The organism is Streptomyces sp. VTCC 41912 (assembly GCF_045799175.1).
Lineage (GTDB): Bacteria > Actinomycetota > Actinomycetes > Streptomycetales > Streptomycetaceae > Streptomyces > Streptomyces albulus_C.
The window spans coordinates 112611-137586 of the sequence record NZ_JBJMAB010000017.1; the positions used below are offsets into that span (position 1 = coordinate 112611).

22 protein-coding genes are annotated in these 24976 nt (G+C 71.8%); 2 read left to right on the top strand and 20 right to left on the bottom strand.

The window, feature by feature from the left end; translation table 11 throughout:
- Positions 1–64: 64 nt before the first annotated feature.
- The 6 genes from carB to pyrR form a co-directional block, all read right to left on the bottom strand.
- Positions 65–3376, bottom strand: a complete 3312-nt coding sequence (gene carB / locus ACJ6WD_RS23400; RefSeq protein WP_233659726.1) for a carbamoyl-phosphate synthase large subunit — start codon at positions 3374–3376, stop codon at positions 65–67.
- The gene (carA, locus tag ACJ6WD_RS23405; protein ID WP_233659725.1) at positions 3369–4544 is read right to left on the bottom strand and encodes a glutamine-hydrolyzing carbamoyl-phosphate synthase small subunit; all 1176 of its coding nucleotides are present in this window, start codon (positions 4542–4544) and stop codon (positions 3369–3371) included. The genes carB and carA overlap by 8 nt, the downstream gene beginning before the upstream one ends.
- On the bottom strand, positions 4541–5128 hold the full coding sequence (locus ACJ6WD_RS23410; RefSeq protein WP_376445132.1) for a hypothetical protein: 588 nt from the start codon (positions 5126–5128) through the stop codon (positions 4541–4543). The genes carA and ACJ6WD_RS23410 overlap by 4 nt, the downstream gene beginning before the upstream one ends.
- A complete protein-coding gene (locus ACJ6WD_RS23415; RefSeq protein WP_016572357.1) occupies positions 5125–6411 on the bottom strand; it encodes a dihydroorotase in 1287 nt (428 codons plus the stop codon). Before ACJ6WD_RS23415 ends, ACJ6WD_RS23410 begins: the two co-directional genes overlap by 4 nt.
- A gap of 4 nt (positions 6412–6415) precedes the next feature.
- Entirely contained in the window at positions 6416–7393 is a 978-nt protein-coding gene (locus tag ACJ6WD_RS23420) for an aspartate carbamoyltransferase catalytic subunit (RefSeq protein WP_016572356.1), read from the bottom strand.
- 94 nt (positions 7394–7487) lie between these two features.
- Positions 7488–8135 (bottom strand): bifunctional pyr operon transcriptional regulator/uracil phosphoribosyltransferase PyrR, encoded by a 648-nt coding sequence (gene pyrR / locus ACJ6WD_RS23425; RefSeq protein ID WP_331247225.1) that lies wholly within the window; start codon positions 8133–8135, stop codon positions 7488–7490.
- Positions 8136–8357: 222 nt separating this feature from the next.
- On the opposite strand from pyrR, the gene bldD reads away from it, so the two are divergent.
- The gene (gene bldD / locus ACJ6WD_RS23430) at positions 8358–8858 is read left to right on the top strand and encodes a transcriptional regulator BldD (RefSeq protein WP_016572354.1); all 501 of its coding nucleotides are present in this window, start codon (positions 8358–8360) and stop codon (positions 8856–8858) included.
- A gap of 230 nt (positions 8859–9088) precedes the next feature.
- Here the strand turns inward: bldD and nusB are convergent, their stop codons facing one another.
- The 14 genes from nusB to ACJ6WD_RS23500 all read right to left on the bottom strand — a co-directional run bounded on the left by nusB (position 9089) and on the right by ACJ6WD_RS23500 (position 22599).
- Complete coding sequence (gene nusB / locus ACJ6WD_RS23435; RefSeq protein WP_016572353.1) at positions 9089–9526, bottom strand: transcription antitermination factor NusB; 438 nt, start codon at positions 9524–9526, stop codon at positions 9089–9091.
- 2 nt (positions 9527–9528) lie between these two features.
- Positions 9529–10095, bottom strand: a complete 567-nt coding sequence (gene efp / locus ACJ6WD_RS23440; protein ID WP_016572352.1) for an elongation factor P — start codon at positions 10093–10095, stop codon at positions 9529–9531.
- Between the two features lie 66 nt (positions 10096–10161).
- Complete coding sequence (locus tag ACJ6WD_RS23445) at positions 10162–11268, bottom strand: aminopeptidase P family protein (protein ID WP_016572351.1); 1107 nt, start codon at positions 11266–11268, stop codon at positions 10162–10164.
- Between the two features lie 65 nt (positions 11269–11333).
- A complete protein-coding gene (locus ACJ6WD_RS23450) occupies positions 11334–12209 on the bottom strand; it encodes a Pro-rich N-terminal domain-containing protein (protein WP_407616436.1) in 876 nt (291 codons plus the stop codon).
- Between the two features lie 229 nt (positions 12210–12438).
- Complete coding sequence (gene aroQ / locus ACJ6WD_RS23455) at positions 12439–12879, bottom strand: type II 3-dehydroquinate dehydratase (protein WP_233659721.1); 441 nt, start codon at positions 12877–12879, stop codon at positions 12439–12441.
- Entirely contained in the window at positions 12876–13967 is a 1092-nt protein-coding gene (aroB, locus tag ACJ6WD_RS23460; protein WP_233659720.1) for a 3-dehydroquinate synthase, read from the bottom strand. The genes aroQ and aroB overlap by 4 nt, the downstream gene beginning before the upstream one ends.
- On the bottom strand, positions 13964–14518 hold the full coding sequence (locus ACJ6WD_RS23465) for a shikimate kinase (protein WP_331247825.1): 555 nt from the start codon (positions 14516–14518) through the stop codon (positions 13964–13966). The genes aroB and ACJ6WD_RS23465 overlap by 4 nt, the downstream gene beginning before the upstream one ends.
- Positions 14515–15699, bottom strand: coding sequence for a chorismate synthase (gene aroC / locus ACJ6WD_RS23470; protein WP_233659718.1), 1185 nt, complete (start codon positions 15697–15699; stop codon positions 14515–14517). The genes ACJ6WD_RS23465 and aroC overlap by 4 nt, the downstream gene beginning before the upstream one ends.
- A 134-nt stretch (positions 15700–15833) precedes the next feature.
- Positions 15834–16670, bottom strand: a complete 837-nt coding sequence (locus ACJ6WD_RS23475; RefSeq protein ID WP_233659717.1) for a shikimate dehydrogenase — start codon at positions 16668–16670, stop codon at positions 15834–15836.
- A 10-nt stretch (positions 16671–16680) separates the two neighbouring features.
- Positions 16681–18549, bottom strand: coding sequence for an endolytic transglycosylase MltG (mltG, locus tag ACJ6WD_RS23480; RefSeq protein ID WP_407616437.1), 1869 nt, complete (start codon positions 18547–18549; stop codon positions 16681–16683).
- A gap of 126 nt (positions 18550–18675) precedes the next feature.
- Positions 18676–19140 (bottom strand): Holliday junction resolvase RuvX, encoded by a 465-nt coding sequence (gene ruvX / locus ACJ6WD_RS23485; protein WP_016574290.1) that lies wholly within the window; start codon positions 19138–19140, stop codon positions 18676–18678.
- A 14-nt stretch (positions 19141–19154) separates the two neighbouring features.
- Complete coding sequence (alaS, locus tag ACJ6WD_RS23490) at positions 19155–21824, bottom strand: alanine--tRNA ligase (RefSeq protein WP_233659715.1); 2670 nt, start codon at positions 21822–21824, stop codon at positions 19155–19157.
- Positions 21824–22159: a DUF6167 family protein gene (locus ACJ6WD_RS23495; RefSeq protein ID WP_016574288.1), complete on the bottom strand. Its 336-nt coding sequence runs from the start codon at positions 22157–22159 to the stop codon at positions 21824–21826. Before ACJ6WD_RS23495 ends, alaS begins: the two co-directional genes overlap by 1 nt.
- Before the next feature lie 8 nt (positions 22160–22167).
- Complete coding sequence (locus tag ACJ6WD_RS23500) at positions 22168–22599, bottom strand: DUF948 domain-containing protein (protein WP_233659714.1); 432 nt, start codon at positions 22597–22599, stop codon at positions 22168–22170.
- Positions 22600–22771: 172 nt separating this feature from the next.
- Between ACJ6WD_RS23500 and ACJ6WD_RS23505 the strand changes: the two genes are divergently transcribed.
- Complete coding sequence (locus ACJ6WD_RS23505) at positions 22772–24961, top strand: ATP-binding protein (protein ID WP_407616438.1); 2190 nt, start codon at positions 22772–22774, stop codon at positions 24959–24961.
- Positions 24962–24976 lie beyond the last annotated feature (15 nt).

The window sequence follows — 24976 nt, forward strand, 5'->3', positions numbered from 1 at the left end:
TTTGCGGGAGGGGTTCGGTGGGCTCATGAAGAGGGGGACACCGACCGGTGTCCCCCTCTCGGGCCTACTCCTCGCGCGCCGAGGTCAGATGTCGGGCGTGCTCCTGGAGGGAGCGCACCCCGACGTCTCCGCGGGACGTCGCCTCGATGCCCTGGACGGCGGCGGCCAGCGCCTGGACCGTCGTCAGGCAGGGGATGCCGCGGGCCACGGAGGCGGTGCGGATGTCGTAGCCGTCGAGCCGGCCGCCGGTCCCGTAGGGGGTGTTGACGATCAGGTCGACCTGGCCGTCGTGGATCAGCTGGACGATGGTCTTCTCGCCGTTCGGACCCTCGCCCTCGGACTGCTTGCGCACCACGGTGGCCTTGATGCCGTTGCGGCGCAGCACCTCGGCGGTGCCGGAGGTGGCCAGCAGCTCGAAGCCGTGGGCGACCAGCTCGCGGGCCGGGAAGATCATCGAGCGCTTGTCGCGGTTGGCGACGGAGACGAACGCGCGGCCCTTGGTGGGCAGCGCCCCGTAGGCGCCGGCCTGCGACTTGGCGTACGCCGTGCCGAAGACCGAGTCGATGCCCATGACCTCGCCGGTGGAGCGCATCTCCGGGCCGAGGACGGTGTCCACGCCGCGGCCCGAGGCGTCCCGGAAGCGCGACCAGGGCATGACCGCCTCCTTGACGGAGATCGGCGCGTCCAGCGGCAGCGTGCCGCCGTCCCCGGTCTTGGGCAGCATGCCCTCGGCGCGCAGTTCGGCGATGGTGGCGCCCAGCGAGATCCGGGCGGCGGCCTTGGCCAGCGGGACCGCGGTGGCCTTCGAGGTGAAGGGCACGGTCCGCGAGGCGCGCGGGTTGGCTTCGAGGACGTAGAGGATGTCCCCGGCCATCGCGAACTGGATGTTGATCAGTCCGCGGACGCCGACGCCCTTGGCGATGGCCTCGGTGGAGGCGCGCAGCCGCTTGATGTCGAAGCCGCCAAGGGTGATCGGGGGCAGCGCGCAGGCGGAGTCGCCGGAGTGGATGCCGGCCTCCTCGATGTGCTCCATGACGCCGCCGAGGTAGAGCTCGTGGCCGTCGTAGAGGGCGTCCACGTCGATCTCGATGGCGTCGTCGAGGAAGCGGTCGATGAGGACCGGGTGCTGCTCGATCAGGCCGGCGTGCCGCTCCAGGTACCCGGCCAGCGAGGGCTCGTCGTAGACGATCTCCATGCCGCGGCCGCCCAGCACGTAGGACGGGCGGACCATGACCGGGTAGCCGATCTCGGCGGCGATGTCCTTGGCCTCGTCGAAGGAGAAGGCGGTGCCGTACTTGGGGGCCGGCAGCCCGGCCTCGGTCAGCACCCGGCCGAACGCGCCGCGCTCCTCGGCGAGGTCGATCGCCTCGGGCGAGGTGCCGACGATCGGCACGCCGTTGTCCTTGAGGGCCTGGGCCAGGCCCAGCGGGGTCTGGCCGCCCAGCTGGACGATGACGCCGGCGACCGGGCCCGCCTGGGACTCGGCGTGCACGATCTCCAGCACGTCCTCGAGCGTGAGCGGCTCGAAGTACAGGCGGTCGGAGGTGTCGTAGTCGGTGGAGACGGTCTCCGGGTTGCAGTTGACCATCACGGTCTCGTAGCCGGCGTCGCTGAGCGCGAACGAGGCGTGGACGCAGGAGTAGTCGAACTCGATGCCCTGCCCGATGCGGTTGGGGCCGGAGCCGAGGATGATCACCGCGGGCTTCTCGCGGGACGCGACCTCGCTCTCCTCGTCGTAGGACGAGTAGAAGTACGGGGTCCGCGCCGCGAATTCGGCCGCGCAGGTGTCGACCGTCTTGTAGACGGGGCGCAGGCCGAGCGCGTGCCGGACCTCGCGGACGACGTCCTCGCGCAGGCCGCGGATGGCCGCGATCTGAGCGTCGGAGAAGCCGTGCCGCTTTGCTTCCGCAAGGACGTCGGGTCCGAGCGTGTCGACGGCCGCGATCTCGTCCGCGGTCTCCTTGATCAGGAAGAGCTGGTCGACGAACCACGGGTCGATCTTCGTGGCGTCGAAGACCTCCTGCGGGGTGGCGCCGGCCCGGATCGCCGCCATGACGGTGTTGATCCGCCCGTCGGTGGGGACCTTGGCCCGCTCCAGCAGCTCGGCCTTGTCGCCCGGCTCGCCGGTGAAGGCGAACTGGCTGCCCTTCTTCTCCAGCGACCGCAGCGCCTTGTTGAGCGCCTCGGTGAAGTTGCGGCCGATGGCCATCGCCTCGCCGACCGACTTCATGGTGGTGGTCAGCGTGGCGTCGGCGGCCGGGAACTTCTCGAAGGCGAACCGCGGCACCTTGACGACGACGTAGTCGAGGGTCGGCTCGAACGACGCCGGGGTCTCCCGGGTGATGTCGTTCGGGATCTCGTCGAGGGTGTAACCGACGGCGAGCTTGGCGGCGATCTTCGCGATCGGGAAGCCAGTGGCCTTGGAGGCCAGGGCGGAGGAGCGGGAGACCCGGGGGTTCATCTCGATGACGATGACCCGGCCGTCCTCGGGGTTGACCGCGAACTGGATGTTGCAGCCGCCGGTGTCCACCCCGACCTCGCGGATCACCGCGATGCCGATGTCCCGCAGGACCTGGTACTCGCGGTCGGTGAGGGTCATCGACGGGGCGACGGTGATCGAGTCGCCGGTGTGCACGCCCATCGGGTCGAAGTTCTCGATGGAGCAGACCACCACGACGTTGTCGTGCTTGTCGCGCATCAGCTCCAGCTCGTACTCCTTCCAGCCGAGGATGGACTCCTCCAGGAGCACCTCGGTGGTCGGCGAGAGCGTCAGGCCCTGGCCGGCGATCCGGCGCAGCTCCTCCTCGTCGTGGGCGAAGCCGGAGCCGGCGCCGCCCATGGTGAAGGACGGGCGGACGACGACCGGGTAGCCGCCGAGCTCCTCGACGCCCCCGAGGACGTCGTCCATGGAGTGGCAGATCACCGAACGGGCGGACTCTCCGTAGCCGATCTTGGCGTTGACCGCCTTGACGACCTCCTTGAACTGGTCGCGGTCCTCGCCCTTGTGGATCGCCTCGACGTTGGCGCCGATCAGCTCGACGCCGTACTTGGCGAGGGTGCCGGCCTCGTCCAGCGAGATGGCGGTGTTGAGCGCCGTCTGGCCGCCGAGGGTCGGCAGCAGGGCGTCGGGGCGCTCCTTGGCGATGATCTTCTCGACGAACTCCGGGGTGATCGGCTCGACGTACGTCGCGTCGGCGATCTCCGGGTCGGTCATGATCGTGGCCGGGTTGGAGTTGACCAGGATGACGCGCAGGCCCTCGGACTTGAGGACCCGGCAAGCCTGGGTGCCGGAGTAGTCGAACTCGGCGGCCTGACCGATGACGATCGGGCCGGAGCCGATGACCAGGACGGACTGGATATCGGTGCGCTTAGGCACGCTGGCCCTCCATCAGGGAAACGCTGTGCTGGTTGTTGTCTCGCATGAGCTCGACGAAGCGGTCGAAGAGGTACGCGGCGTCGTGCGGGCCGGCGGCCGCCTCGGGGTGGTACTGGACGCTGAACGCCGGCTGGTCGAGGAGCTGGAGCCCCTCCACCACGTCGTCGTTGAGGCAGACGTGGGAGACCTCGGCGCGGCCGAAGGGGGTGTCGGAGACCTTGTCGAGGGGCGCGTCCACGGCGAAGCCGTGGTTGTGCGCGGTGACCTCGACCTTGCCGGTCGTCCGGTCCTGCACGGGCTGGTTGATGCCGCGGTGCCCGTACTTGAGCTTGTACGTGCCGAAGCCCAGCGCCCGGCCCAGGATCTGGTTGCCGAAGCAGATGCCGAACAGCGGGGTCTTTCGGGAGAGCACCTCGCGCATCACGCCGACCGCGTGGTCGGCGGTGGCCGGGTCGCCCGGCCCGTTGGAGAAGAACACGCCGTCGGGCTGGACCGCGTACAGGTCCTCGGCGGTCGCGGTCGCCGGCAGGACGTGCACCTCGATGCCGCGCTCGGCCATCCGCTGCGGGGTCATGCCCTTGATGCCCAGGTCGACGGCGGCGACGGTGAACTTCTTCGCGCCGATCGCCGGGACGACGTACGCCTCCTTGGTGGCGACCTGTGCGGAGAGGTCGGCGCCCTGCATCTCGGGCTGCTGGCGCACCTCGGCGAGCATCGTGCCCTCGTCGGGCAGCGCGTTGCCGGAGAAGATGCCGACCCGCATCGCACCGCGCTCGCGCAGGTGGCGGGTGAGCGCCCGGGTGTCGACGCCGCTGATGCCGACGACGCCCTGGTGGCGCAGTTCCTCGTCGAGGGAGCGGCGGGAGCGCCAGTTGGACGGGACGCGGGCGGGGTCGCGGACGACGTAACCGGCGACCCAGATCCGCGCGGACTCGGGGTCCTCGTCGTTCACGCCGGTGTTGCCGACGTGCGGGGCGGTCATGACGACGACCTGACGGTGGTACGAGGGGTCGGTCAGCGTCTCCTGGTAGCCGGTCATGCCGGTGGAGAACACCGCTTCGCCGAAGGTCTCCCCCACGGCCCCGTAGGCACGGCCGCGGAAGGTGCGGCCGTCCTCCAGGACGAGTACGGCGGGGATTTTGGCGGTCCCCTTGGTGGAGGTCGTCATCGTGCGCCTTCCGTTTCGGTGTGCTCGGTGGTGTGCTCGGTGCTGCTGAGCTGGTTGATGGCCTCGACCCAGGCGGCGTGCTCGGCCGCCCAGTCGGAGCGGAAGCCGGAGTCGATCTGCTTGCCGCCGTGTTCCCAGGTGACGACCAGCAGGCCGCCCTCGGGCAGGACCTTGCCGGCGATGCCCTTGTCGAGGCGGGCGCCGCGCAGGGCGGCGGCCGGTACGAAGAAGTCCGTGGCGCCGGGCCGTACGACGTCCAGGCCCCGGTCGTTGAGGGCCAGTTCGGCCCGGCTGCGGGTGCCCAGACCACGGGCGACGATCCGGTCGAGCCACTGCCCGGCGGTGGTCGAGCCGTGGTAGCGGCCGCTGAGGGTCAGCCGGGCCTCGCCCGCGTCGGCCGGGGCGGACGGCAGCTCGGGCAGGTCGCCCTGGAGGGTGCCGCGCCACTTCCAGCCCTGGCGCATCAGCCAGTAGACGAAGACGACGAAGACCAGCAGACCGACCACCCAGGCGATCCGTCCGGCCCAGTCGGTGACCGGGGCGGAGTGCGGTGCCGCAGCCAAGTGGATGAGTGAAGGAGTCACGCCAGGTTCCCGTCGACGAGCGTTGCGCGGCCCCGCAGGAAGGTGTGGGTGACGCGTCCCGGCAGCTCACGGCCCTCGTACGGGGTGTTGCGGCTGCGGGAGGCGAAACCGGCGGGGTCCACCTCTCCACGGTAAGCGGAATCGACCAGCGTGAGGTTGGCGGGCTCGCCGGCTGAGACGGGGCGACCGTGGCCGGCCAGCTGCCCGATCCGCGCCGGGGCGGCGGACATCCGGTCGGCGACGCCGGCCCAGTCCAGCAGCCCGGTCTCGACCATGGTGTGCTGGACGACCGACAGCGCGGTCTCCAGGCCCACCATGCCCATGGCCGCCGCGGCCCACTCGCAGTCCTTGTCCTCGTGCGGGTGCGGGGCGTGGTCGGTGGCGACGATGTCGATCGTGCCGTCGGCCAGGGCCTCGCGCAGCGCCAGCACGTCGCGCTCGGTGCGCAGCGGCGGGTTGACCTTGTAGACCGGGTTGTAGCTGCGCACCAGTTCGTCGGTGAGGAGCAGGTGGTGCGGGGTGACCTCGGCGGTCACGTCGATGCCGCGGGACTTGGCCCAGCGGACGATCTCGACGCTGCCCGCGGTCGACAGGTGGCAGATGTGGACCCGGGAGCCCACGTGCTCGGCGAGCAGCACGTCCCGGGCGATGATGGACTCCTCGGCCACCGCCGGCCAGCCGCCGAGCCCCAGCTCGGCCGAGACGACGCCCTCGTTCATCTGGGCGCCCTCGGTCAGCCGCGGCTCCTGGGCGTGCTGGGCGACGACCCCGCCGAACGCCTTCACGTACTCCAGGGCCCGGCGCATGATCACCGCGTCGTCGACGCACTTGCCGTCGTCGGAGAAGACCGTGACGCCGGCCGCCGACTCGTGCATCGCGCCCAGCTCGGCGAGCTTCTTGCCCTCCAGCCCGACGGTGACGGCACCGATCGGCTGCACGTCGCAGTAGCCGTGCTCCTTGCCCAGCCGGTAGACCTGCTCGACGACGCCGGCGGTGTCGGCGACCGGGAAGGTGTTGGCCATGGCGAACACCGCGGTGTAGCCGCCGCTGGCCGCCGCCCGGGTACCGGTCAGGACCGTCTCGGAGTCCTCCCGGCCGGGCTCGCGCAGGTGGGTGTGGAGGTCGACCAGGCCCGGCAGCAGGACCTTGCCGGCGGCCTCGACGACCTCGGCGCCCTCGGCCGACAGGTCGGTGCCGACCGCCTCGATGGACTCCCCGTCGATCAGCACGTCCTGCGGGGCGCCGCCGAGCACCTTCGCACCGCGGATCAGGATCTTGCTCATGGTGTTACTTCTCCTCGGTACGGGGGTGGGTGACGGCGGGCTCGTTGCCGCCGAGCAGCAGGTAGAGGACGGCCATGCGGACGGAGACGCCGTTGGCGACCTGTTCCACGGCCGTGCAGCGGTCGGAGTCGGCGACCTCGGCGGTGATCTCCATGCCGCGGACCATCGGGCCGGGGTGCATCACGATGGCGTGCCCGGGCATCCGGGACATCCGGTCGGCGTCCAGGCCGTAGCGCCGGGAGTACTCGCGCTCGGTCGGGAAGAAGGCGGCGTTCATCCGCTCGCGCTGCACCCGCAGCATCATCACGGCGTCGGACTTGGGCAGCACGCTGTCGAGGTCGTAGGAGACCTCGCACGGCCAGGTCTCGACGCCGACCGGCACCAGGGTGGGCGGCGCGACCAGGGTGACCTCGGCGCCCAGGGTGTGCAGGAGGTCGACGTTGGAGCGGGCGACGCGACTGTGCAGCACGTCGCCGACGAGGGTGATCCGCTTCCCGTCGAGGTCCCGGCCGAGCCCGGCGTCCGGGCCGACGAGCCGGCGCCGCATGGTGAAGGCGTCCAGCAGGGCCTGGGTGGGGTGCTGGTGGGTGCCGTCACCGGCGTTGATCACGGGCGCGTCGATCCAGCCGGAGGTGGCCAGCCGGTACGGGGCGCCGGACGCGCCGTGCCGGATGACGACGGCGTCCACGCCCATCGCCTCCAGGGTCTGGGCGGTGTCCTTGAGCGATTCGCCCTTGGAGACGCTGGAGCCCTTGGCGGCGAAGTTGATGACGTCCGCGGAGAGCCGCTTCTCGGCGGCCTCGAAGGAGATCCGGGTCCGGGTCGAGTCCTCGAAGAACAGGTTGCAGACGGTCCGTCCGCGCAGGGCGGGCAGTTTCTTGATCGGCCGGTCGGCGACCCGGGCCATTTCCTCGGCGGTGTCGAGGATGAGCACGGCGTCGTCCCGCGTGAGATCGGCGGCCGAGATGAGGTGGCGCTTCATCCGGTTTTCTCCGGGAGTGAGGGAGGTGTACGGGAATGCCCGTTGAGCAGGCATGGCTGCGGGCCCGGGGTCACCGGGTCCGTACGCGCGTGCGCTAGCGCTCGCCGGCCGGGGCTGTCGGCTCGACCGTCGAGGCCGCCGAGGGACCGGCCTCGGAGCCGGGGCGGGACGGCGCGGGGCGCATGCCGAGCAGCACGGCGTCGCGACCGTCCTCCTCGGTCAACTGGACCTTGACGGCCTCCCGCAGCGACGTGGGGAGGTTCTTGCCCACGTAGTCGGCGCGGATCGGCAACTCGCGGTGGCCGCGGTCGACCAGGACGGCGAGCTGAACGGCGCGCGGGCGACCGATGTCCCCCAGGGCGTCCAGCGCGGCGCGGATGGTGCGCCCGGAGAAGAGCACGTCGTCGACGAGGAGGACGAGGCGGCCCTCGATGCCGTCGGCGGGGATCTCGGTGCGGGCCAGCGTGCGGGCCGGGCCCAGGCGCAGGTCGTCGCGGTACATCGTGATGTCGAGCGAGCCGACCGGAATGGCGCGGCCGGTGATCTCTTCGAGCTTGTCGGCCAGTCGCCGGGCGAGGAAGACACCGCGGGTGGGGATTCCCAGCAGCACCACGTCGTTGGCGCCCTTGGCGCGCTCGACGATTTCGTGAGCGATACGGGTCAGCATCCGCGCGATGTCGGGGCCTTCGAGCACCGGCCTGGCGGGAGCTTGATTCCCCGATGCGGAACTACGTGCGTCCATACGAAACGGACCTCCTTCTCCGCCTCACGGGACGGACTTTAAAGGACGTCGGAATTACGGGGTTCAGGCTATCAGGAGGCCCTTCGGGACCCACACACCCCCCTGACGGGTGAGGGTCTGGCCCATTCGGCTTGACGAAGTCAGATTACGCTGCGTAACCTCACAGTGAGTTACCAGCCACGCGGCGGAGCCGCATGTCGATACAGCCGTCTGGGGAGCTTTATGTCCAGCGAATACGCTAAACAGCTCGGGGCCAAGCTCCGCGCCATCCGTACCCAGCAGGGCCTCTCTCTCCACGGCGTCGAGGAGAAGTCCCAGGGCCGCTGGAAGGCCGTCGTCGTGGGGTCGTACGAGCGCGGTGACCGCGCCGTGACCGTACAGCGCCTCGCCGAGCTTGCGGACTTCTACGGCGTGCCGGTGCAGGAACTGCTGCCGGGCACCACACCGGGCGGCGCCGCCGAGCCGCCGCCGAAGCTCGTGCTGGACCTGGAGCGTCTGGCCCACGTCCCGCAGGAGAAGGCCGGCCCGCTCCAGCGCTACGCCGCCACCATCCAGAGCCAGCGCGGTGACTACAACGGCAAGGTCCTCTCGATCCGTCAGGACGACCTCCGCACCCTCGCGGTGATCTACGACCAGTCGCCCTCGGTGCTCACCGAGCAGCTGATCAGCTGGGGCGTGCTGGACGCGGACGCCCGCCGTGCCGTGCAGCACGACGAGATCTGACGGGCCCGAAGCCCGCGCTCCACACGCAGAAACGTACCGCCGCTCCGGGCTGCCCGGGGCGGCGGTCGGCGTTGGGGGACGGTGCCGCGGCCAGAGGCCGGTGGACGGGCCGCTGGACCGCCGCACGGCCGAGGACCGGGACGGACGACGACGGGCCCGGAGCGATGTGCATCGCTCCGGGCCCGTTCCGTGCCTCGGTACTTCCGCCGGTCAGCGGCCGCGTGGCCGGATCAGCGGGTCTCCTCCCGGCGCAGCCCGGGCTTGAGCTCCTTGAACCGCGCGAGCAGGCCGTTGACGAACGACGGCGAGTCGTCCGTGGAGAACTCCTTGGCCAGCTGCACGGCCTCGTCGATCGCCACCGCGTCCGGCGTGCCGTCCACCCAGAGCAGTTCGTAGGCCCCGAGCCGGAGGATGGAGCGGTCGGCCGCCGGCATCCGGTCCAGGTCCCAGTCCACGGAGTAGGTGGAGATCAGCTCGTCGATGCGGGCGACGTGCTCCGCGTACCCCTCGACCAGTTCCAGGGTGTACTCGTGCACCGGGGGCTGGCGGGGGTCGGTCCGGGCGTGGCGCATCCAGTCCGCGAGCACGGACTGCACGTCGGCACCGCGCTGGTCGGCCTCGAAGAGGATCTGGAAGGCGCGCTTACGGGCCTTGGTGCGGGCAGCCACGGTTAGCTGTTCACCCGGCCGAGGTAGTCGCCGGTACGGGTGTCGACCTTGATCTTCTCACCGGTGGTGATGAAGAGCGGCACCTGGATCTCGTAGCCGGTCTCCAGCGTGGCGGGCTTGGTGCCACCGGTGGAGCGGTCGCCCTGGAGGCCCGGCTCGGTCTCCTTGATGACCAGCTCGACGGCGGCCGGCAGCTCGACGTAGAGGACCTGGCCCTCGTTCTGCGCGACGACGGCCTCGAAGCCCTCGAGCAGGAAGTTGGCGGCGTCACCGACGGTCTTGCGGTCGATGTGCAGCTGGTCGTACGTGTCCATGTCCATGAAGACGAAGTAGTCGCCGTCCATGTACGAGAACTGCATGCCCCGCTTGTCGACGGTCGCCGTCTCGACCTTGGTGCCGGCGTTGAAGGTCTTGTCCACCACCTTGCCGGAGAGCACGTGCTTGAGCTTGGTACGGACGAAGGCCGGGCCCTTACCGGGCTTGACGTGCTGGAACTCGACGACGGACCAGAGCTGGCCGCCTTCGAGCTTGAGCACCATGCCGTTCTTGAGGTCGTTCGTGGAAGCCACGGTTGCGGAATCTCCTGGACTGCAGGTGGTGGAAACCGAGGAACCGCCGACAGCGAGCCCAGTGGCTCACAGGGCGAGCAGCTCCTTGGTCGTGATCGTGAGTAGCTCGGGTCCGCCGTCCGCCTCGGGGCGGACGACGAGGGTGTCGTCGATCCGGACACCCCCACGGCCCGGGATGTGAACCCCCGGCTCGACGGTGACCGGCACGCAAGCGTCCAGTTTACCCATGGCGCCGGGTGACAACTGAGGGTCCTCGTCGATTTCCAGTCCGACACCGTGACCGGTCCATGGTCCGAGGCCCTCGCCGTGGCCCGCGCGCTCCAGGATCTGGCGGGTCACCCGGTCCACGTCGTGGCACTCCACGCCCGGCGCCAGCGCCTCGCGGCCGGCCTTCTGGGCTGCGAAAACCAGGTCGTAGAGGTCGATCTGCCAGTCCGCCGGGGTGGTGCCGATGACGAAGGTCCGGCCGATCTCGCAGCGGTAGCCGCGGTAGTTGGCGCCCAGGCCGACGGTGAGGAAGTCGCCCTCCTCGACACGGCGGTCGGTGGGCAGGTGGCCGGCGCGCCCGGAGTTCGGGCCGGTGGCGACCGAGGTGGGGAAGGCCGGTCCGTCGGCTCCGTGGTCGACCAGGCGGCGTTCCAGTTCGAGCGCGAGGTGCCGTTCGGTGCGGCCGACCAGGATCGACTCCAGGAGTTCGCCCAATGCCTGGTCGCTGATCTCGGCGGCGATCCGCAGACAGGCGATCTCGTCGTCGTCCTTCACCAGCCGCTGCGCCTCGACGGCGCAGGCCAGGTCGGCGAGGCGCATCCGCGGGGTGATCTGGGACAGCGCCCGGTGCCGGGTGACGGTGAGGTGGTGCTCCTCCACCGCGAGGGTTTGTGCGCCCGCCTTGGCGGCCAGGCCGGCGGCGGTCACCACGGGGTCGCCGCCCCGGGTGGGCAGCACCGAGACCCGTACGTCGTCGGACGGGCGCCCCTCGGTGGGATCGCCGGTCAGCGGCCGGCCGCAGACCAGGACGTCGTCGCCGGGGCCCAGCAGCAGGGCCGCGCCGGGCGGGGCGCAGCCGGTGAGGTAGCGGACGTTGGCGGGGCGCGAGATCAGTGCGGCGGTGCTTCCGGTTGCGGCGCAGCGGTCGCGCAGCTGCGTGCGTCGGACCGCGTACAACTCGGACATACCGTCAGCGTACGACCGCTCTCCCGGGCCGGCCGTTCGAGGCGGCCGGCCGGGGGACGGGGCGGCTACCAGCTGGGTGGACTGGCCAGGCTGCGGGCGACGACCTCGTCGAGCGCCCGCACCGTGGTGGCGACGTCGTGCTGGGAGTTGTCGATGATCGGCAGCCCGGAGCCGTACCAGCCGGCCATCCGGCCGTGGATGCGGGCCACCTCCTCGTCGGAGAGGCGGCGGTTGCCGCTGCGGCGGGCGTTGCGCTCCAGGACGACCTCCAGGCCCGGGAGCAGCACGATCGGCAGCAGGCCGGGGCCGACGTGGCGCTTCCAGCCGCCGAGACCGACGACCGGGCGGTCCGGGAACACCGCGTCGTCGAGGATGCAGGAGATGCCGTTGGCGAGGAAGTTGCGCGCGGCGAAACCGCAGGTGCGGCGGGCCAGGCGGTACTGCGCCTCGGAGTTGTCGTTCCAGCCGGCCTGCGGGTCGGCGAAACCGGACCGGACCCACTCCCGGACGTCGTCGAGGCTGATGTGCGCGGTCGGCACCCGCCGGCTGTCGGCCCAGTGCCGGGCGACGCTCGTCTTGCCGGCGCCGGCCGGGCCGATCAGCAGCACCGCGACGGCGGCGTGCGCGGCGTCCGGGGCGGCGTTGCCGGGCGGCGGGCTGGGCAGCGCGACGGGGGCGCCGGGGGGCAGCTGGACGTGGCCGGTGATGTCGTTGCTGTGCGGGGCGGGCGGGGCCTGCTGCGGAGCGGGGGCGTGCCAGCCCTGGCCCGGGGCGGGGTGGGCCGGCGGGGCGGGAGGCGGGGGCGGGGCCGCGGGGGTGTGCGGCGCGCCGGGGGGCTGGACCGGGCCGGGGTGCGGCGTCCAGTTCATGGTCATGCCGGCGCCTTGGGGGTGAAGTGGGCCGCGGGGCGGTGGCAGCGGAGCCCCCACTGCGTACTGCATCCGGTGGCTCTCCGTCTCGTGCGGTCGACGTGGTGCGGGGCGGCGCACCGGGCGGGGTGGCCCGGTGCGCCGTGACGACAACTGCGGGGCGGGTACGGGTCGTTGCCGTCCCACCGCCGGGTGGTGCTGCGGTGAACCGTACTCCCCCGGCAGCTGCCAGGAGGTCTCCCTACCCCCGGCGCACATCGAATGAACGGCCGAGGGCACGGGCGTGTGGCGACCGCGCCGATCAGCCGTCCAGTTCCTCGGCGAGGGCACGGAGCGCCAGGCGGTACGAGCCGATGCCGAAACCGGCGACGGTGCCGCTGGCGACGGCCGCGATGACGGAGGTGTGGCGGAACTCCTCGCGGGCGTACGGGTTGGAGATGTGCACCTCGATCAGCGGGGCGGTGCGCTGGGCCGCCGCGTCCCGCATCGCGTACGAGTAGTGCGTGAAGGCCCCGGGATTGATGACGACCGGGATCGAGCCGTCGGCCGCCTCGTGCAGCCAGCGGACCATCTCGCCCTCGTCGTTGGTCTCCCGCACCTCGGCTTCGAGGCCCAGCTCCTTGCCGAGCCGGGCGCACTCGGCGACCAGCCCGGCGTAGGAGGTGGCGCCGTAGACGTCCGGCTCTCGGGAGCCCAACCGCCCGAGGTTGGGGCCGTTGAGGACCAGCACCCTGCGGCTCACGAGGCGATCTCCGCGTGCGCGGCGAGCAGCATCGCCGGGTCCGGGCCCTCCAGGACGGTCGGCTTGGCCAGGCCGTCCAGGACGATGAAGCGGAGCCGGTCGCCGCGGGACTTCTTGTCGACCCGCATGGTCTCCAGCAGCTTGGGCCACTGGTCGCCGCGGTAGGTCAGGGGCAGCCCGACGGAGGCCAGGACGGCGCGGTGCCGGTCGGCGGTGGCGTCGTCCAACCGGCCGGCGATCCGGCCGAGTTCGGCGGCGAAGACCATGCCGACGGAGACCGCGGCGCCGTGCCGCCAGTTGTAGCGCTCGTTCTTCTCGATGGCGTGCGCCAGGGTGTGGCCGTAGTTGAGGATCTCCCGCAGACCGGACTCCTTGAGGTCCGCGGAGACCACGTCGGCCTTGACCCGGATCGCCCGCTCGATCAGCTCGGAGGTGTGCGGGCCGTCGGGCCGCTTGGCGCCCTCCGGGTCCCCCTCGATCAGCTCCAGGATCGCCGGGTCGGCGATGAAACCGGCCTTGATGACCTCGGCCAGTCCGGAGACGTAGTCGTGGACCGGGAGGGTGTCCAGCGCGGCCAGGTCGCACAGCACCCCGGCCGGCGGGTGGAACGCGCCGACGAGGTTCTTGCCCTCGGCGGTGTTGATGCCCGTCTTGCCGCCGACGGCGGCGTCCACCATGCCCAGCACGGTGGTCGGGACGGCGATCCAGCGCACCCCGCGCAGCCAGGTCGCGGCGACGAAGCCGGCCAGGTCGGTGGTGGCCCCGCCACCCACGCCGACGATCACATCGGTGCGGGTGAAGCCGGTCTGGCCCAGCGCCTTCCAGCAGTAGGCGGCGACCTCGGCGGTCTTGGCCTCCTCCGCGTTGGGCAGCTGGATGGCGATCGCCTCGTAGCCCTGGGAGGCCAGGTCCTCGCGCAGCGCCTCACCGGTGGCGGCCAGCGCCTCGGGGTGCAGCACGGCGACGCGCTGGGCCGCGGTGCCGATCAGGCCGGGGAGTTCGCCCAGCAGCTGCCGCCCGACGAGGACCTCGTACGGATCGGTGCCGGCGGTACCGCCGACCTGGATGCGGGTGGCCTGCTCCGTCATGCCTGTTCCTCCCTGCCGGCGGGCCGCGCGGCGTTCGCGGCCGGCCGTAGCTCCAAAGCGTCCACGATCGCGTCGGCGACGTCCTCGGGGGTGCGGCCCCCGGTGGCGATCACCGCCCGGGCGACCTCGGTGTAGAGCGGGCGGCGCCGCTCCATCAGCTCGCGCCACTGCTTGCGCGGGTTGACCGCGAGCAGCGGACGGGGCGCGTCCAGCCCCACCCGCTTGACGGCGTCGGCGAGTTCGACGTCCAGGAAGACCACCGGCCGGCCGGTCAGCAACTGCCGGGTGGCGTCGTCCATGATCGCGCCGCCGCCGAGGGCGAGCACCCCGGGGTGCGCGTCGAGAGCGGCGCGGACCGCGGCCCGCTCCAACGCGCGGAAGTGCGGCTCGCCCTCGTCGATGAAGATCTCGGCGATCGGCTTGCCGGCGGTGGCGACGATGTCGGCGTCGGTGTCGCGGTAGCCGACGTCCAGCCGCTCGGCCAGCAGCGCGCCCACGGTGGACTTGCCGGCCCCGGGCGGGCCGACCAGTACGACGACGGGCGCGGTCACTTGATCGCCAGGTTGTCGAGGAAGCTGCGGACGTTGCGGCGGGTCTCCGGCACGCTGTCGCCGCCGAACTTCTCCACCACCGCGTCGGCCAGCACCAGCGCCACCATCGCCTCGGCGACGATGCCGGCGGCCGGGACCGCGCAGACGTCGGAGCGCTGGTGGTGCGCCTTGGCGGCCTCGCCGGTGGCGACGTCGATCGTCGCCAGCGCCCGCGGCACGGTCGCGATCGGCTTCATCGCGGCCCGCACGCGCAGGAGTTCACCGGTGGTCAGGCCGCCCTCGGTGCCGCCGGAACGGCCGGAGGCGCGCCTGATGCCGTCGTCGGTGGCGAGGATCTCGTCGTGCGCCTTCGAGCCGGGCACCCGCGCCAGGCCGAAGCCGTCGCCGACCTCGACGCCCTTGATGGCCTGGATGCCCATGAGGGCGGCGGCCAGCCGGGCGTCCAGCCGGCGGTCCCAGTGGACGTGCGAACCGAGGCCGACCGGCACGCCGTAGGCGAGGACCTCGACGACGCCGCCGAGCGTGTCGCCGTCCTTGTGGGCCTGGTCGATCTCGGCGACCATCGCCTTCGACGCGTCCGCGTCCAGGCAGCGCACCGGGTCCGCGTCCAGCTTCTCGACGTCGGCGGGCGTGGGGTAGACGCCGTACGGGGCCTTGGCCGCGGCCAGCTCGACGACGTGCGAGACGATCTCGATGCCGGCCGTCTCCTTCAGGAAGGAACGGGCGACGGTGCCGAGGGCGACCCGGGCCGCGGTCTCGCGGGCGGAGGCGCGCTCCAGGATCGGGCGGGCCTCGTCGAAGCCGTACTTCTGCATGCCGGCGAGGTCGGCGTGGCCGGGGCGGGGGCGGGTCAGCGGGGCGTTGCGGGCCAGCTCGGCCAGCTCCGCCTCGTCCACCGGGTCGGCGGCCATGACCTGTTCCCACTTGGGCCACTCGGTGTTGCCGACCATGATCGCCACGGGGGAACCCAGCGAACGGCCGTGCCGCACACCGCCGAGGAAGGTGACCTCGTCCCGCTCGAACTTCATCCGGGCACCGCGCCCATAGCCGAGCCGGCGGCGGGCCAGGGCGTCCGCCACCATCTCCGTGGTGATCGGCACGTCGGCGGGAAGGCCCTCCAACGTCGCCACGAGTGCGGGGCCGTGCGACTCCCCCGCCGTCAGCCAACGCAACCTGCTCAACGGTGCTCCTCAGTACTGCTCATGTGCTGCTCATCCGCGTACGGTCTCCTCTGATCCTCCCACGTCGCGCCGGTCGCGCGGCGCGCCGTCCAGGGTGCGGACCGCGGGGACCACCCAGCGGGCGGAGGGGCCGCTCAGCGGGCCGCGAGGGCCGCCTCGCCGGCCCGGCGCATCGCGGCCAGCGGCGCCGGCGCCCGCCCGGTCATCTGCTCGACCTGGAGGACGGCCTGGTGGACCAGGAGGTCCAGGCCGCCGACGACGGCGCCGCCGCGGTCGGCCCAGGCGGTGGCCAGCGCGGTCGGCCAGGGCTCGTAGAGCACGTCGAAGAGGGTGCCGGGCCGGTCGGGGACGGCGGCGGCGAGCGGGTCGGTGCTGCCCGCCGGGGTGGTCGCGATGACCAGCGGCGCCGTGAAGGCCGCGGCGGCCTCGTCCCAGGGGGCGGTGCGGACCGGGACCCCCAGGCGCTCGCCCCAGCCGCGCATCTCGTCGGCGCGCGCCGCGCTGCGGACGTACGCGGTGACCTCGCCGGTGCAGATCCGGGCGAGCGCGGCCAGCGCCGAGGAGGCGGTGGCGCCGGCGCCGAGCACGGCGGCCCGCTCGACCTGCTGGACGCCGCGTTCGCGCAGCGCCGCGAGCATGCCCGGGATATCGGTGTTGTCCCCGCGCCGGCGCCCGTCGGGGGTGAACACGACGGTGTTGACCGCCTCGACGGAGGCCGCGGTGGGGGTGATCTCGTCCAGCAACGGGATCACCGCGCGCTTGAGCGGCATGGTCAGCGACAGGCCGGCCCATTCCGGACCCAGCCCCTCCAGGAATCCGGGGAGCCCCGATTCGTCGACCTCGTGACGGCCGTACTCCCAGCCGGTCAGCCCGAGTTCGTCGTAGGCGGCGCGGTGCAGCACCGGCGAGAGGGAGTGCGCGATGGGCGATCCGAGGACCGCCGCCTTCTTGTGCTCAGGACTGTGGGACACCGGCTGGCCTTCAGTTTCCGTTCTGCTTCTGCTCTTGCTGCCGCTTGTTGAATTCCTGGACGAGCTTCTCGTGGTCGGCGTAGTTGGTCGTGAAGTCCGTCTTCTTGCCGTCCACCGAGATGAAGTAGAGCCACTTATCGGAGTTGTCCGGGTTGATCGTGGCCTTGAGCGCGTCCGCGCCGGGATTTCCGATCGGACCGGGCGGGAGTCCCCGGTAGAAGTACGTGTTGTAGGGATCGTCGTAGTGCCGGATCTCCTGCGTACTGATATTGATCTTGCTCTGGTTCTTGAGGTAGTTGAACGTCGAGTCGAATTCCAGCTTCTGGTTCGTGGCCGTGTTGGTCGGAGCCAATCGGTTGTAGACGACGGCCGCCATCTTCCGGAAGTCATCGTGCGTCATGCCCTCGGCCTGGGTGAGGCTGGCGACGGTGATGAGCTGCAGCGGAGAATCCAGATGGAATTTCTTGGCGTTCGATTCAAGATCGTACTTCTGGTATTCCCGAGTGGCCCGCGAGACCATTTGCCGGAGCACGTCGGCGGGTTTTGCGTGCTCTCCGACGCTGTACGTCGAGGGGTAGAGGAAGCCCTCCAGCGGGTCCTTGATCTTCGGAGAGTCATCGGCCCAGGACGGCAGTCCGAGCTTCTTCGCCTGGTTGTGCGCGATCTCCTTGGTGGTGCCCGCCGCGAGCTTGAGCTTCTTGTCGATCAGCGTGTAGACCGCGCTGGCCCGCAGCCCCTCTTGGATCGTCAGACCGTTGCGACTGCGCGGATCCGACATCAGGGTCACGGCCGAGGCCGCGGACATCTGCTTGCGCAGCGAGTACGAACCGGGCTGGAGGAGCTTGTCCTTCTTGCTGTCGACCGCCGCTTCGGAGAACGCGTCGGCGCTCTTGACCACGCCCTCGCGCTTCAGGATCAGGCCCATCTGCAAGATGGTGGAGCCGTCGGGGATCTCGACCTGCACGGCTCCGCTGCCCTCGCCCTCGTAGTCGGGGGGCGAGGTGAAGTGGCGCATGATGAAGTCGTAGCCGAAGTACCCGACGCCGCCGACGACACCGGCCAGCGCCAGGGTCACGACCAGGCAGGCGCTACCGCTGCGGCGCTTGTTCTTCTTGTTCTTGCCTTTCCGGCCCCGGCGCTCGCGGCCCGACCGGCCGCCGTCCTCGTCGTCGTAGCCGTCGTCCTCGGCGTCCGGTTCGTCGGCGAAGAACGGGTGGTCCGGTTCCCGCTCGCGCGGCTCCGGTCCGTCGGCGTCCGGCGCCGCCCGCCAGTCGTCGCCCTCGGCGGCCGGCTCCTCGAAGGGCGCCCCGGCCGGCGGGTGCTGGTGCGGGACGGGCCCCGGCGGGTAGTCGCCCGGACGTTGCGGGTGCGCAGGCTGCCCGTACTGCTGCTGGTGCGGGTCGGCCAGCGCCTGCTCCGCCATCCCGTGGTGCTGCGGGGCCGGCGGCTGGGCCGGCATCTGCTGGGTCTCGTGGAGACCGTAGCCGTCCGGCGCGCCGTAGTAGTCGTGCCCCTGACCCGCGTAGTTCTGGCCGGTCTGGTGCGGGGCGGGGTACTCCTGGCCCGGCTGGAGGTACGGGTCGGCCGGCTGCTGCTGCCCGTAGGGATCGTACGGGTCGTACGCCGGCTGGCCGCCCGCGTGCTGGTTGCCGTCCCAGCCGCCGTGGCCCGCGGGGTACTGCTGCTGGTGCGGGTACTGCTGCGGGGGGTGCTGGTCGTGCTGCGGGTGCTGGGGGTACTGCTGTTGGGGATACCCGGTGGGCTGCTGTCCGCCCCACTGCGGCTGCTGCTCCTGGCCTCCGTACGGACCACGGTCTCCGTAGAGCGGGTCGTCGGGATGCCACGGTTCGGAGCCGTAGCCCCGGCCATACTCGGTCATCGATCCCCTAGAGCCGAGAGGCGGGGCGCACCGTCCGGGTGGCGCCTGTCGTACCGATCCGCCTCTACTTGCACGCGCGGCTGTTCGAACCGCCGCCACAACGCGCGGAACGTTACCGTACCGCGATCAGGTGACCACTTCGACGTGCTCCCCGGGCGGCCGCCCGGACGTGCGTTCGGTTTCCAGTGCGCTCTGGAGGATGACCACCGCGGCGGCCTGGTCCACCACCGAGCGGCCCTTCTTGCTGCGGACGCCGGAGGCCCGCAGCCCGTGGGTCGCGGTGACCGTCGACATCCGCTCGTCGACCAGCCGGACCCCGACGGGGGCGACGTTCCGGGCGAGTTCCTGGGCGAAGGCCCGGACCTTGGCCGCGGCCGGCCCCTCTCCCCCACTGAGGGAGCGGGGCAGACCGACCACCACTTCGAGCGGCTCGTACTCCTCGACGATCGCCTTGAGCCGTCGGTGCGCCGCCGGGACGTCCCGCCCCGGCACGGTCTCGACGGGGGTGGCGAGGACCCCGTCGGGGTCGCACGAGGCGACCCCGATCCGGGCGTCCCCGACATCCACGGCGATGCGGCGGCCGCGTCGCATCTCGCTCACGGGCGTCAGGCCGCCTCGGCCACGAGGCGCTCGACGGCCCCGACGGCCTCGGGCACCGCGGCGGCGTTCTGACCGCCGCCCTGGGCGACGTCGGGCTTGCCGCCGCCGCCACCGCCGAGCGTCTTGGCGGCGGTGCGGACCAGGTCGCCGGCCTTGATGCCCCGCTCGCGGGCGGCCTCGTTGGTGGCGATGACGGTCAGCGGGCGGCCGTTGGCCACGGTGAAGAGGGCCACGACCACGGCGCGGTCACCCTGGATCCGGCCGCGCACGTCGAGGACCAGCTTGCGCAGGTCGTCGGCGGAGGTGCCGTCCTGGACCTGGGCGGCGACCAGGGCCACCCCGCGGACGTCCTTGGCGCCCTCGGCCAGGCCGGCCGCGGCCTGCAGCACCTTCTCCGCGCGGAACTTCTCGATCTCCTTCTCGGCGTCCTTCAGCTTGGCCAGGACTCCGGAGATCTTCTCGGGCAGCTCCTCCGGACGGCCCTTGACCAGCTCGGTGAGCTGCGAGACGACGGTGTGCTCACGGGCCAGGAAGCGGTACGCGTCGACGCCGACCAGCGCCTCGACGCGGCGCACGCCGGAGCCGATGGAGGATTCGCCGAGCAGCTTCACCAGGCCCAGCTGGGCGGTGTTGTGGACGTGCGTGCCGCCGCACAGCTCCTTGGAGAAGTCGCCGATGGTGACCACGCGGACCCGCTCGCCGTACTTCTCGCCGAACTCGGCGATGGCGCCCTGCTTCTTGGCGTCGTCCATGCTCATGACCTCGGCGTGCACGTCGAGTTCACGGGCCAGGACGTCGTTGATCTTCTGCTCGACGTCGGTGAGGACCGAGCCGGGCACGGCCGCCGGCGAACCGAAGTCGAAGCGGAAGCGGCCCGGGGAGTTCTCCGAACCGGCCTGGGCGGCGGTCGGGCCCAGGGCGTCGCGCAGCGCCTGGTGGGTGAGGTGGGTGGCGCTGTGGGCGCGGGCGATGGCCCGGCGGCGCTGGACGTCGATGACGGCGTACGCGGCGGAGCCGAGCACCACCTCGCCGACCTGCACCACGCCCTTGTGGACGATGACGCCGGGGACCGGCTGCTGGACGTCGCGCACCTCGACGACGGCGCCGCTGTCCAGCTTGATCCGGCCGGTGTCGGCGAGCTGGCCGCCGCCCTCGGCGTAGAACGGGGTGCGGTCCAGTACGACCTCCACCTCGTCGCCTTCGTGGGCGGCCGGCGCGGAGACGCCGTTGACCACGAGGCCGACGACGGCGGACTCGCCCTCGGTGTCGGTGTAGCCGGTGAAGACCGAGGAGCCGGAGCTGTCGGCGATCTCGCGGTACGCCGACATGTCGGCGTGGCCGTGCTTCTTGGCCAGGGCGTCGGCCTTGGCGCGGTCCCGCTGCTCCTTCATCAGGCGGCGGAAGCCGTCCTCGTCCACCGACAGGCCCTGCTCGGCGGCCATTTCGAGGGTGAGGTCGATCGGGAAGCCCCAGGTGTCGTGGAGCAGGAACGCCTTGTCGCCGGCGAGGACCGTGCCGCCACCGGCCTTGGTCTCGGTCACCGCGGTGTCGAGGATGTTGGTGCCGGCCTTGAGCGTCTTGAGGAAGGCGGCCTCCTCGGCGAGGGCGACCGTCTCGATCCGCTTGCGGTCCTGGAGGAGCTCCGGGTACTGCTGCCCCATCGCCCGGATGACCACGTCGAGCAGGTCGCCGACGACCAGCCCGGTGGCGCCCAGCAGCCGCATGTTGCGGATGGCCCGGCGCATGATGCGGCGCAGGACGTACCCGCGGCCCTCGTTGCCGGGGGTGACGCCGTCGCCGATGAGCATCGTCGAGGTGCGCATGTGGTCGGCGACCACGCGCAGTGAGACGTCGGAGTCGGTGGCGGCACCGTAGCGGACGCCGGTGAGCTCACCGGCCTTGTCGATGACCACCCGGAGGGTGTCGGTCTCGTACATGTTGCGCACGCCCTGCAGGATCATGGCGAGGCGTTCCAGGCCGAGGCCGGTGTCGATGTTCTTCGACGGCAGCTCGCCGAGGATCTCGAAGTCCTCCTTGCCGAGGCCCGCGCCGCGCTCGTACTGCATGAAGACCAGGTTCCAGATCTCCACGTAGCGCTCGTCGTTGACGGCCGGGCCGCCCTCGACGCCGAACTCGGGGCCCCGGTCGTAGTTGATCTCCGAGCACGGGCCGCAGGGGCCCGGGACGCCCATGGACCAGTAGTTCTCCTTCTTGCCCAGACGCTGGATGCGTTCCTTGGGCACCCCGACGACCTCGTGCCAGATCCGCTCGGCCTCGTCGTCGTCCAGGTAGACGGTGATCCAGAGCTTCTCGGGCTCCAGACCGTAACCGCCCTCCGCCACGGGAGACGTCAGCAGCTCCCAGGCGTGCTTGATCGCGCCTTCCTTGAAGTAGTCCCCGAAGGAGAAGTTGCCGCACATCTGGAAGAACGTGCCGTGCCGGGTGGTCTTGCCGACCTCTTCGATGTCCGGCGTACGCACGCACTTCTGGACGCTGGTGGCGGTCTTGAACGGGGGCTTGACCTCGCCGAGGAAGTACGGCTTGAAGGGGACCATGCCCGCCGGGACCAGGAGCAGCGTCGGGTCGTCCGCGATGAGCGACGCCGACGGCACGACGGTGTGCCCGCGCTCTTCGAAGAAGCGCAGCCAGCGGCGGCGGATTTCAGCCGACTCCATCAGTGGTCCTCATTTCCGGTCGGTCCGGTCAGTCCGGGGGTTCTCGTGGTTCGGTACGACGTGTGGAGCACCGCGCGGCGCGGTGCGGGCAGCTCGGGCGCCTCGACGGGCTCCGCGAGCCCGAGGGCGTCGTGCAGTTGCTCTTCACGGTCCGCCATTCCGGCCCGTACGTCCAATGCAAATTGACGCAACCGGTTTCCGGTCTCGACGGCCTTGTCCGCGGCCTGCGCGGCGAGGCTGTCGGGCTGCAGCTTGCGCAGCTTTTGGTGGACCTTGTTGGTGGCCCACACCCCGGCGGCGGCGCCGGTGGTGAACCAGAATGCGCGGCGGAACATCGCGGTGATCAGTCCTTGGAGCGACGGGAGCGGCGCCGGCCGCGGCGGGCGCCGGGCAGGGTGCGGCCGACGACGGTGCGGTCCGGCTCGGGCAGGCCCTTCTTGCCGATCGCCCGTCGCACGCCGTAGCCGAACGCCGCGACCTTGACCAGCGGTCCGCCGAAGGCGGTGGAGACGGTCGAGGAGAGCGCGGAGGCGTTGGCGGTGACCTCTTGCACGTCGGCGGCGATGGCGTCGACGCGGGCGAGTTGGGTGTGCGCGGAGCGGACGGTCGCGGACGCGTCGGCCAGGAGCGGAACCGCCTGCTCGGACACCTCGGTCACCATCTTCGTGGTCGCCTTGAGGGTCTGTGCGAGCCTCACCAGCACGAGGGCGAGGAACGACACGAGGATCGCCCAGAAGACGGCCACGAGGATCCCGGCCACCTCTCCACCGGACACGCTGGCACCACACTCCGACTGGTCTGCTCTGGTCTGGTCTCGTCCTGCTCGAACGGCAACCTTGACCTTATCGCGCCGTGACTGTCCGTCCGTACCGTGCTCCCGGTCCGGGCCGGGGCACCGGAAGGGGTGTTTGTACGGTCCGCATCGCCACGAGTACGCTCCGTGTGCCATGCGACGCCTCACGCGCCCTGGCCCCGCCGCCCGCCGCTCCGCCCCGCGCCCGCGGGCCCGCGGGAACCTCCCCGCCGAGTTGAACCGCTTCGTCGGCCGCGCGGACGAACTCACCGCGCTCGACCGGCACCTGTCCGCCGGCCGGCTCGTCACGCTCATCGGCGTGGGCGGCGTGGGCAAGTCCCGGCTCGCCCGACACAGCGCAGCGATCTTGCAGGATCGCTTCTGCGACGGAGTGTGGCTGGTCGAGGTGTCCACGCTGCACGAGGCGCACCTGCTGGACCACGCGGTCGCCGAGGCCCTGGCGCTGGCCGATCACTCCGGCCGCCCGGTGCGCACGGCGCTCGGCGCCCACCTCGCCGGCCGCGAGGCGCTGCTCGTCCTCGACGGCTACGAGCACCTGGTCGACGACTGCGCCGAGTTGACCGCCGAGTTGCTGCGGCGCGCCCCCGGGCTGCGGGTGCTGGCCGCCGGTCGCCGCCCGCTGGAGCTGCCGGGCGAGCAGACGCTGTCGGTGCCCCCGATGGACCGGGCGGACGCCGCCGCGCTGTTCGCCGACCGGGCCGCCGCCGTGCTGCCCGGCTTCACCGTGGGGCCCGCCGACGAGCCGGCGGTCAGCGAGTTGTGCCGCCGCCTGGACGGCATCCCGCTGGCGCTGGAACTGGCCGCCGGGCGACTGCGGGCGCTCTCCCTGGAGCAGGTGCTGCACCGGCTCGACGACCGCTTCCGACTGCTGGTCGGCACCGCCCGCGGGACGCCGGCGCGGCACCGGACGCTGCGTACCGCGATCGGCTGGAGCCACGAGCTGTGCACCCCCGCCGAACGGTTGCTGTGGACGCGGCTGTCGGTGTTCGCCGGGCAGTTCGACCTGGAGGCGGCCGAGTACGTCTGCTCGGGCCCGGAGCTTCCGGCCGACGAACTCCTCGACGTCATCGGGGAGTTGGTCGCCCAGTCGGTGCTGGTCCGGGAGGAGGCCGCGGCCGGGGTGCGCTACCGGATGCTGGACACCGTGCGGGCCTACGGCGCGGACTGGCTGGCGGCGGCGGGGGACGGCGAACGGCTGCGCCACCGGCACCGCGACTGGTACCTGGGGCTGGCGACCTGGTGCGAGCTGGACTGGTTCAGCCCCCGGCAGGCCGAGATCGCGGCCCGGATCGACGCCGAGCTGCCGAATCTGCGGGTGGCGCTGGAGCACAGCCTGGAGAGCCCCCGGGACACCCACCTCGGCCAGTACCTGGCCGGCACGCTGTGGTTCTACTGGGTGGGCTGCGGGCGCCTGTCCGAAGGCCGGTACTGGCTGGATCGGGCGCTGGAGCTGGACGGCGGCCACGACGACGCCCGGCTGAAGGCGTTGTGGGTGGCGGGTTACGTGGCGGTGCTCCAGGGGGACACGGTGGGGGCGCTGGGGATGCTCCAGGAGTGCCGCGAGGAGGCCGAGCGGACCGGCAACGCCACGGCCGCCGCGTACGCGCTGCACCGCACCGGCTGCCTGGCGCTGGTCTGCGACGACATGCCGCGCGCCGAGACGCTGCTGCGCGGGGCCCTGCACCGCTACCGGGAGATCGGCGAGCTCAACAGCAACGTGCTGATGGGGCAGGTCGAGCTGGCGATGGCGGTGGCCTTCCAGGGCGAGCTGGACGACGCGGTGCGGTTGTGCGAGGACGTCCGGGAGGTGTGCGCGGACCACGGGGAGCGCTGGACCCTGGCGTACGCCCTGTTCGTGCTGGGGTACGCGGCGTGGTCCCGCGGGGAGGGCGCTCGGGCCCGCGAACTGCTGGCGGAGGCGCTGGCGATCGACCATTCCTTCCACGACCTGCTGGGCGCGGTGCTGGCGATCGAGCTGCTGGCCCTGGTGACGCTGGGCGAGGGCGACGCGGCGGAGGCCGCGGTGCTCCAGGGCGCGGCGGGCCGGCTCTGGGGCTCGGTGGGGCTGCCGCTCTTCGGCTCGCGGCACTTCAACCAACCGCACGCGCTGTGCGAACGGCAGGCCCGGGAGCGGCTGGGCGCGGCGCGCTACGAGCGCTGCCGGCGGGCCGGCGGAAAGCTGGACCTGGACGCGGCGGTGGCGCGGATCCTCCAGCCGGCGGACAACGTCCCGGGACCGCGCGGGCGGCTGCGGATCACCGCACCCGCTCCGCACCGGCCCGCCGCCTCCCCGTCCGCGAGCGGAGGGGAGCCGGCGGGCTGAGCGGTGCGCCTGCCG

Coding starts and splice junctions, on each gene's coding strand:
- ruvX (WP_016574290.1), bottom strand. CDS start 19,140: ATGCGACGCGGCCGCCGCATCGCCGTGGATGTCGGGGACGCCCGGATC.
- bldD (WP_016572354.1), top strand. CDS start 8,358: ATGTCCAGCGAATACGCTAAACAGCTCGGGGCCAAGCTCCGCGCCATC.
- pyrR (WP_331247225.1), bottom strand. CDS start 8,135: ATGGACGCACGTAGTTCCGCATCGGGGAATCAAGCTCCCGCCAGGCCG.
- carA (WP_233659725.1), bottom strand. CDS start 4,544: ATGACGACCTCCACCAAGGGGACCGCCAAAATCCCCGCCGTACTCGTC.
- ACJ6WD_RS23495 (WP_016574288.1), bottom strand. CDS start 22,159: ATGTTCCGCCGCGCATTCTGGTTCACCACCGGCGCCGCCGCCGGGGTG.
- ACJ6WD_RS23505 (WP_407616438.1), top strand. CDS start 22,772: ATGCGACGCCTCACGCGCCCTGGCCCCGCCGCCCGCCGCTCCGCCCCG.
- ACJ6WD_RS23415 (WP_016572357.1), bottom strand. CDS start 6,411: ATGAGCAAGATCCTGATCCGCGGTGCGAAGGTGCTCGGCGGCGCCCCG.
- ACJ6WD_RS23420 (WP_016572356.1), bottom strand. CDS start 7,393: ATGAAGCGCCACCTCATCTCGGCCGCCGATCTCACGCGGGACGACGCC.
- alaS (WP_233659715.1), bottom strand. CDS start 21,824: ATGGAGTCGGCTGAAATCCGCCGCCGCTGGCTGCGCTTCTTCGAAGAG.
- mltG (WP_407616437.1), bottom strand. CDS start 18,549: ATGACCGAGTATGGCCGGGGCTACGGCTCCGAACCGTGGCATCCCGAC.
- ACJ6WD_RS23445 (WP_016572351.1), bottom strand. CDS start 11,268: ATGTCCGAGTTGTACGCGGTCCGACGCACGCAGCTGCGCGACCGCTGC.
- ACJ6WD_RS23450 (WP_407616436.1), bottom strand. CDS start 12,209: ATGCAGTACGCAGTGGGGGCTCCGCTGCCACCGCCCCGCGGCCCACTT.
- aroB (WP_233659720.1), bottom strand. CDS start 13,967: ATGACGGAGCAGGCCACCCGCATCCAGGTCGGCGGTACCGCCGGCACC.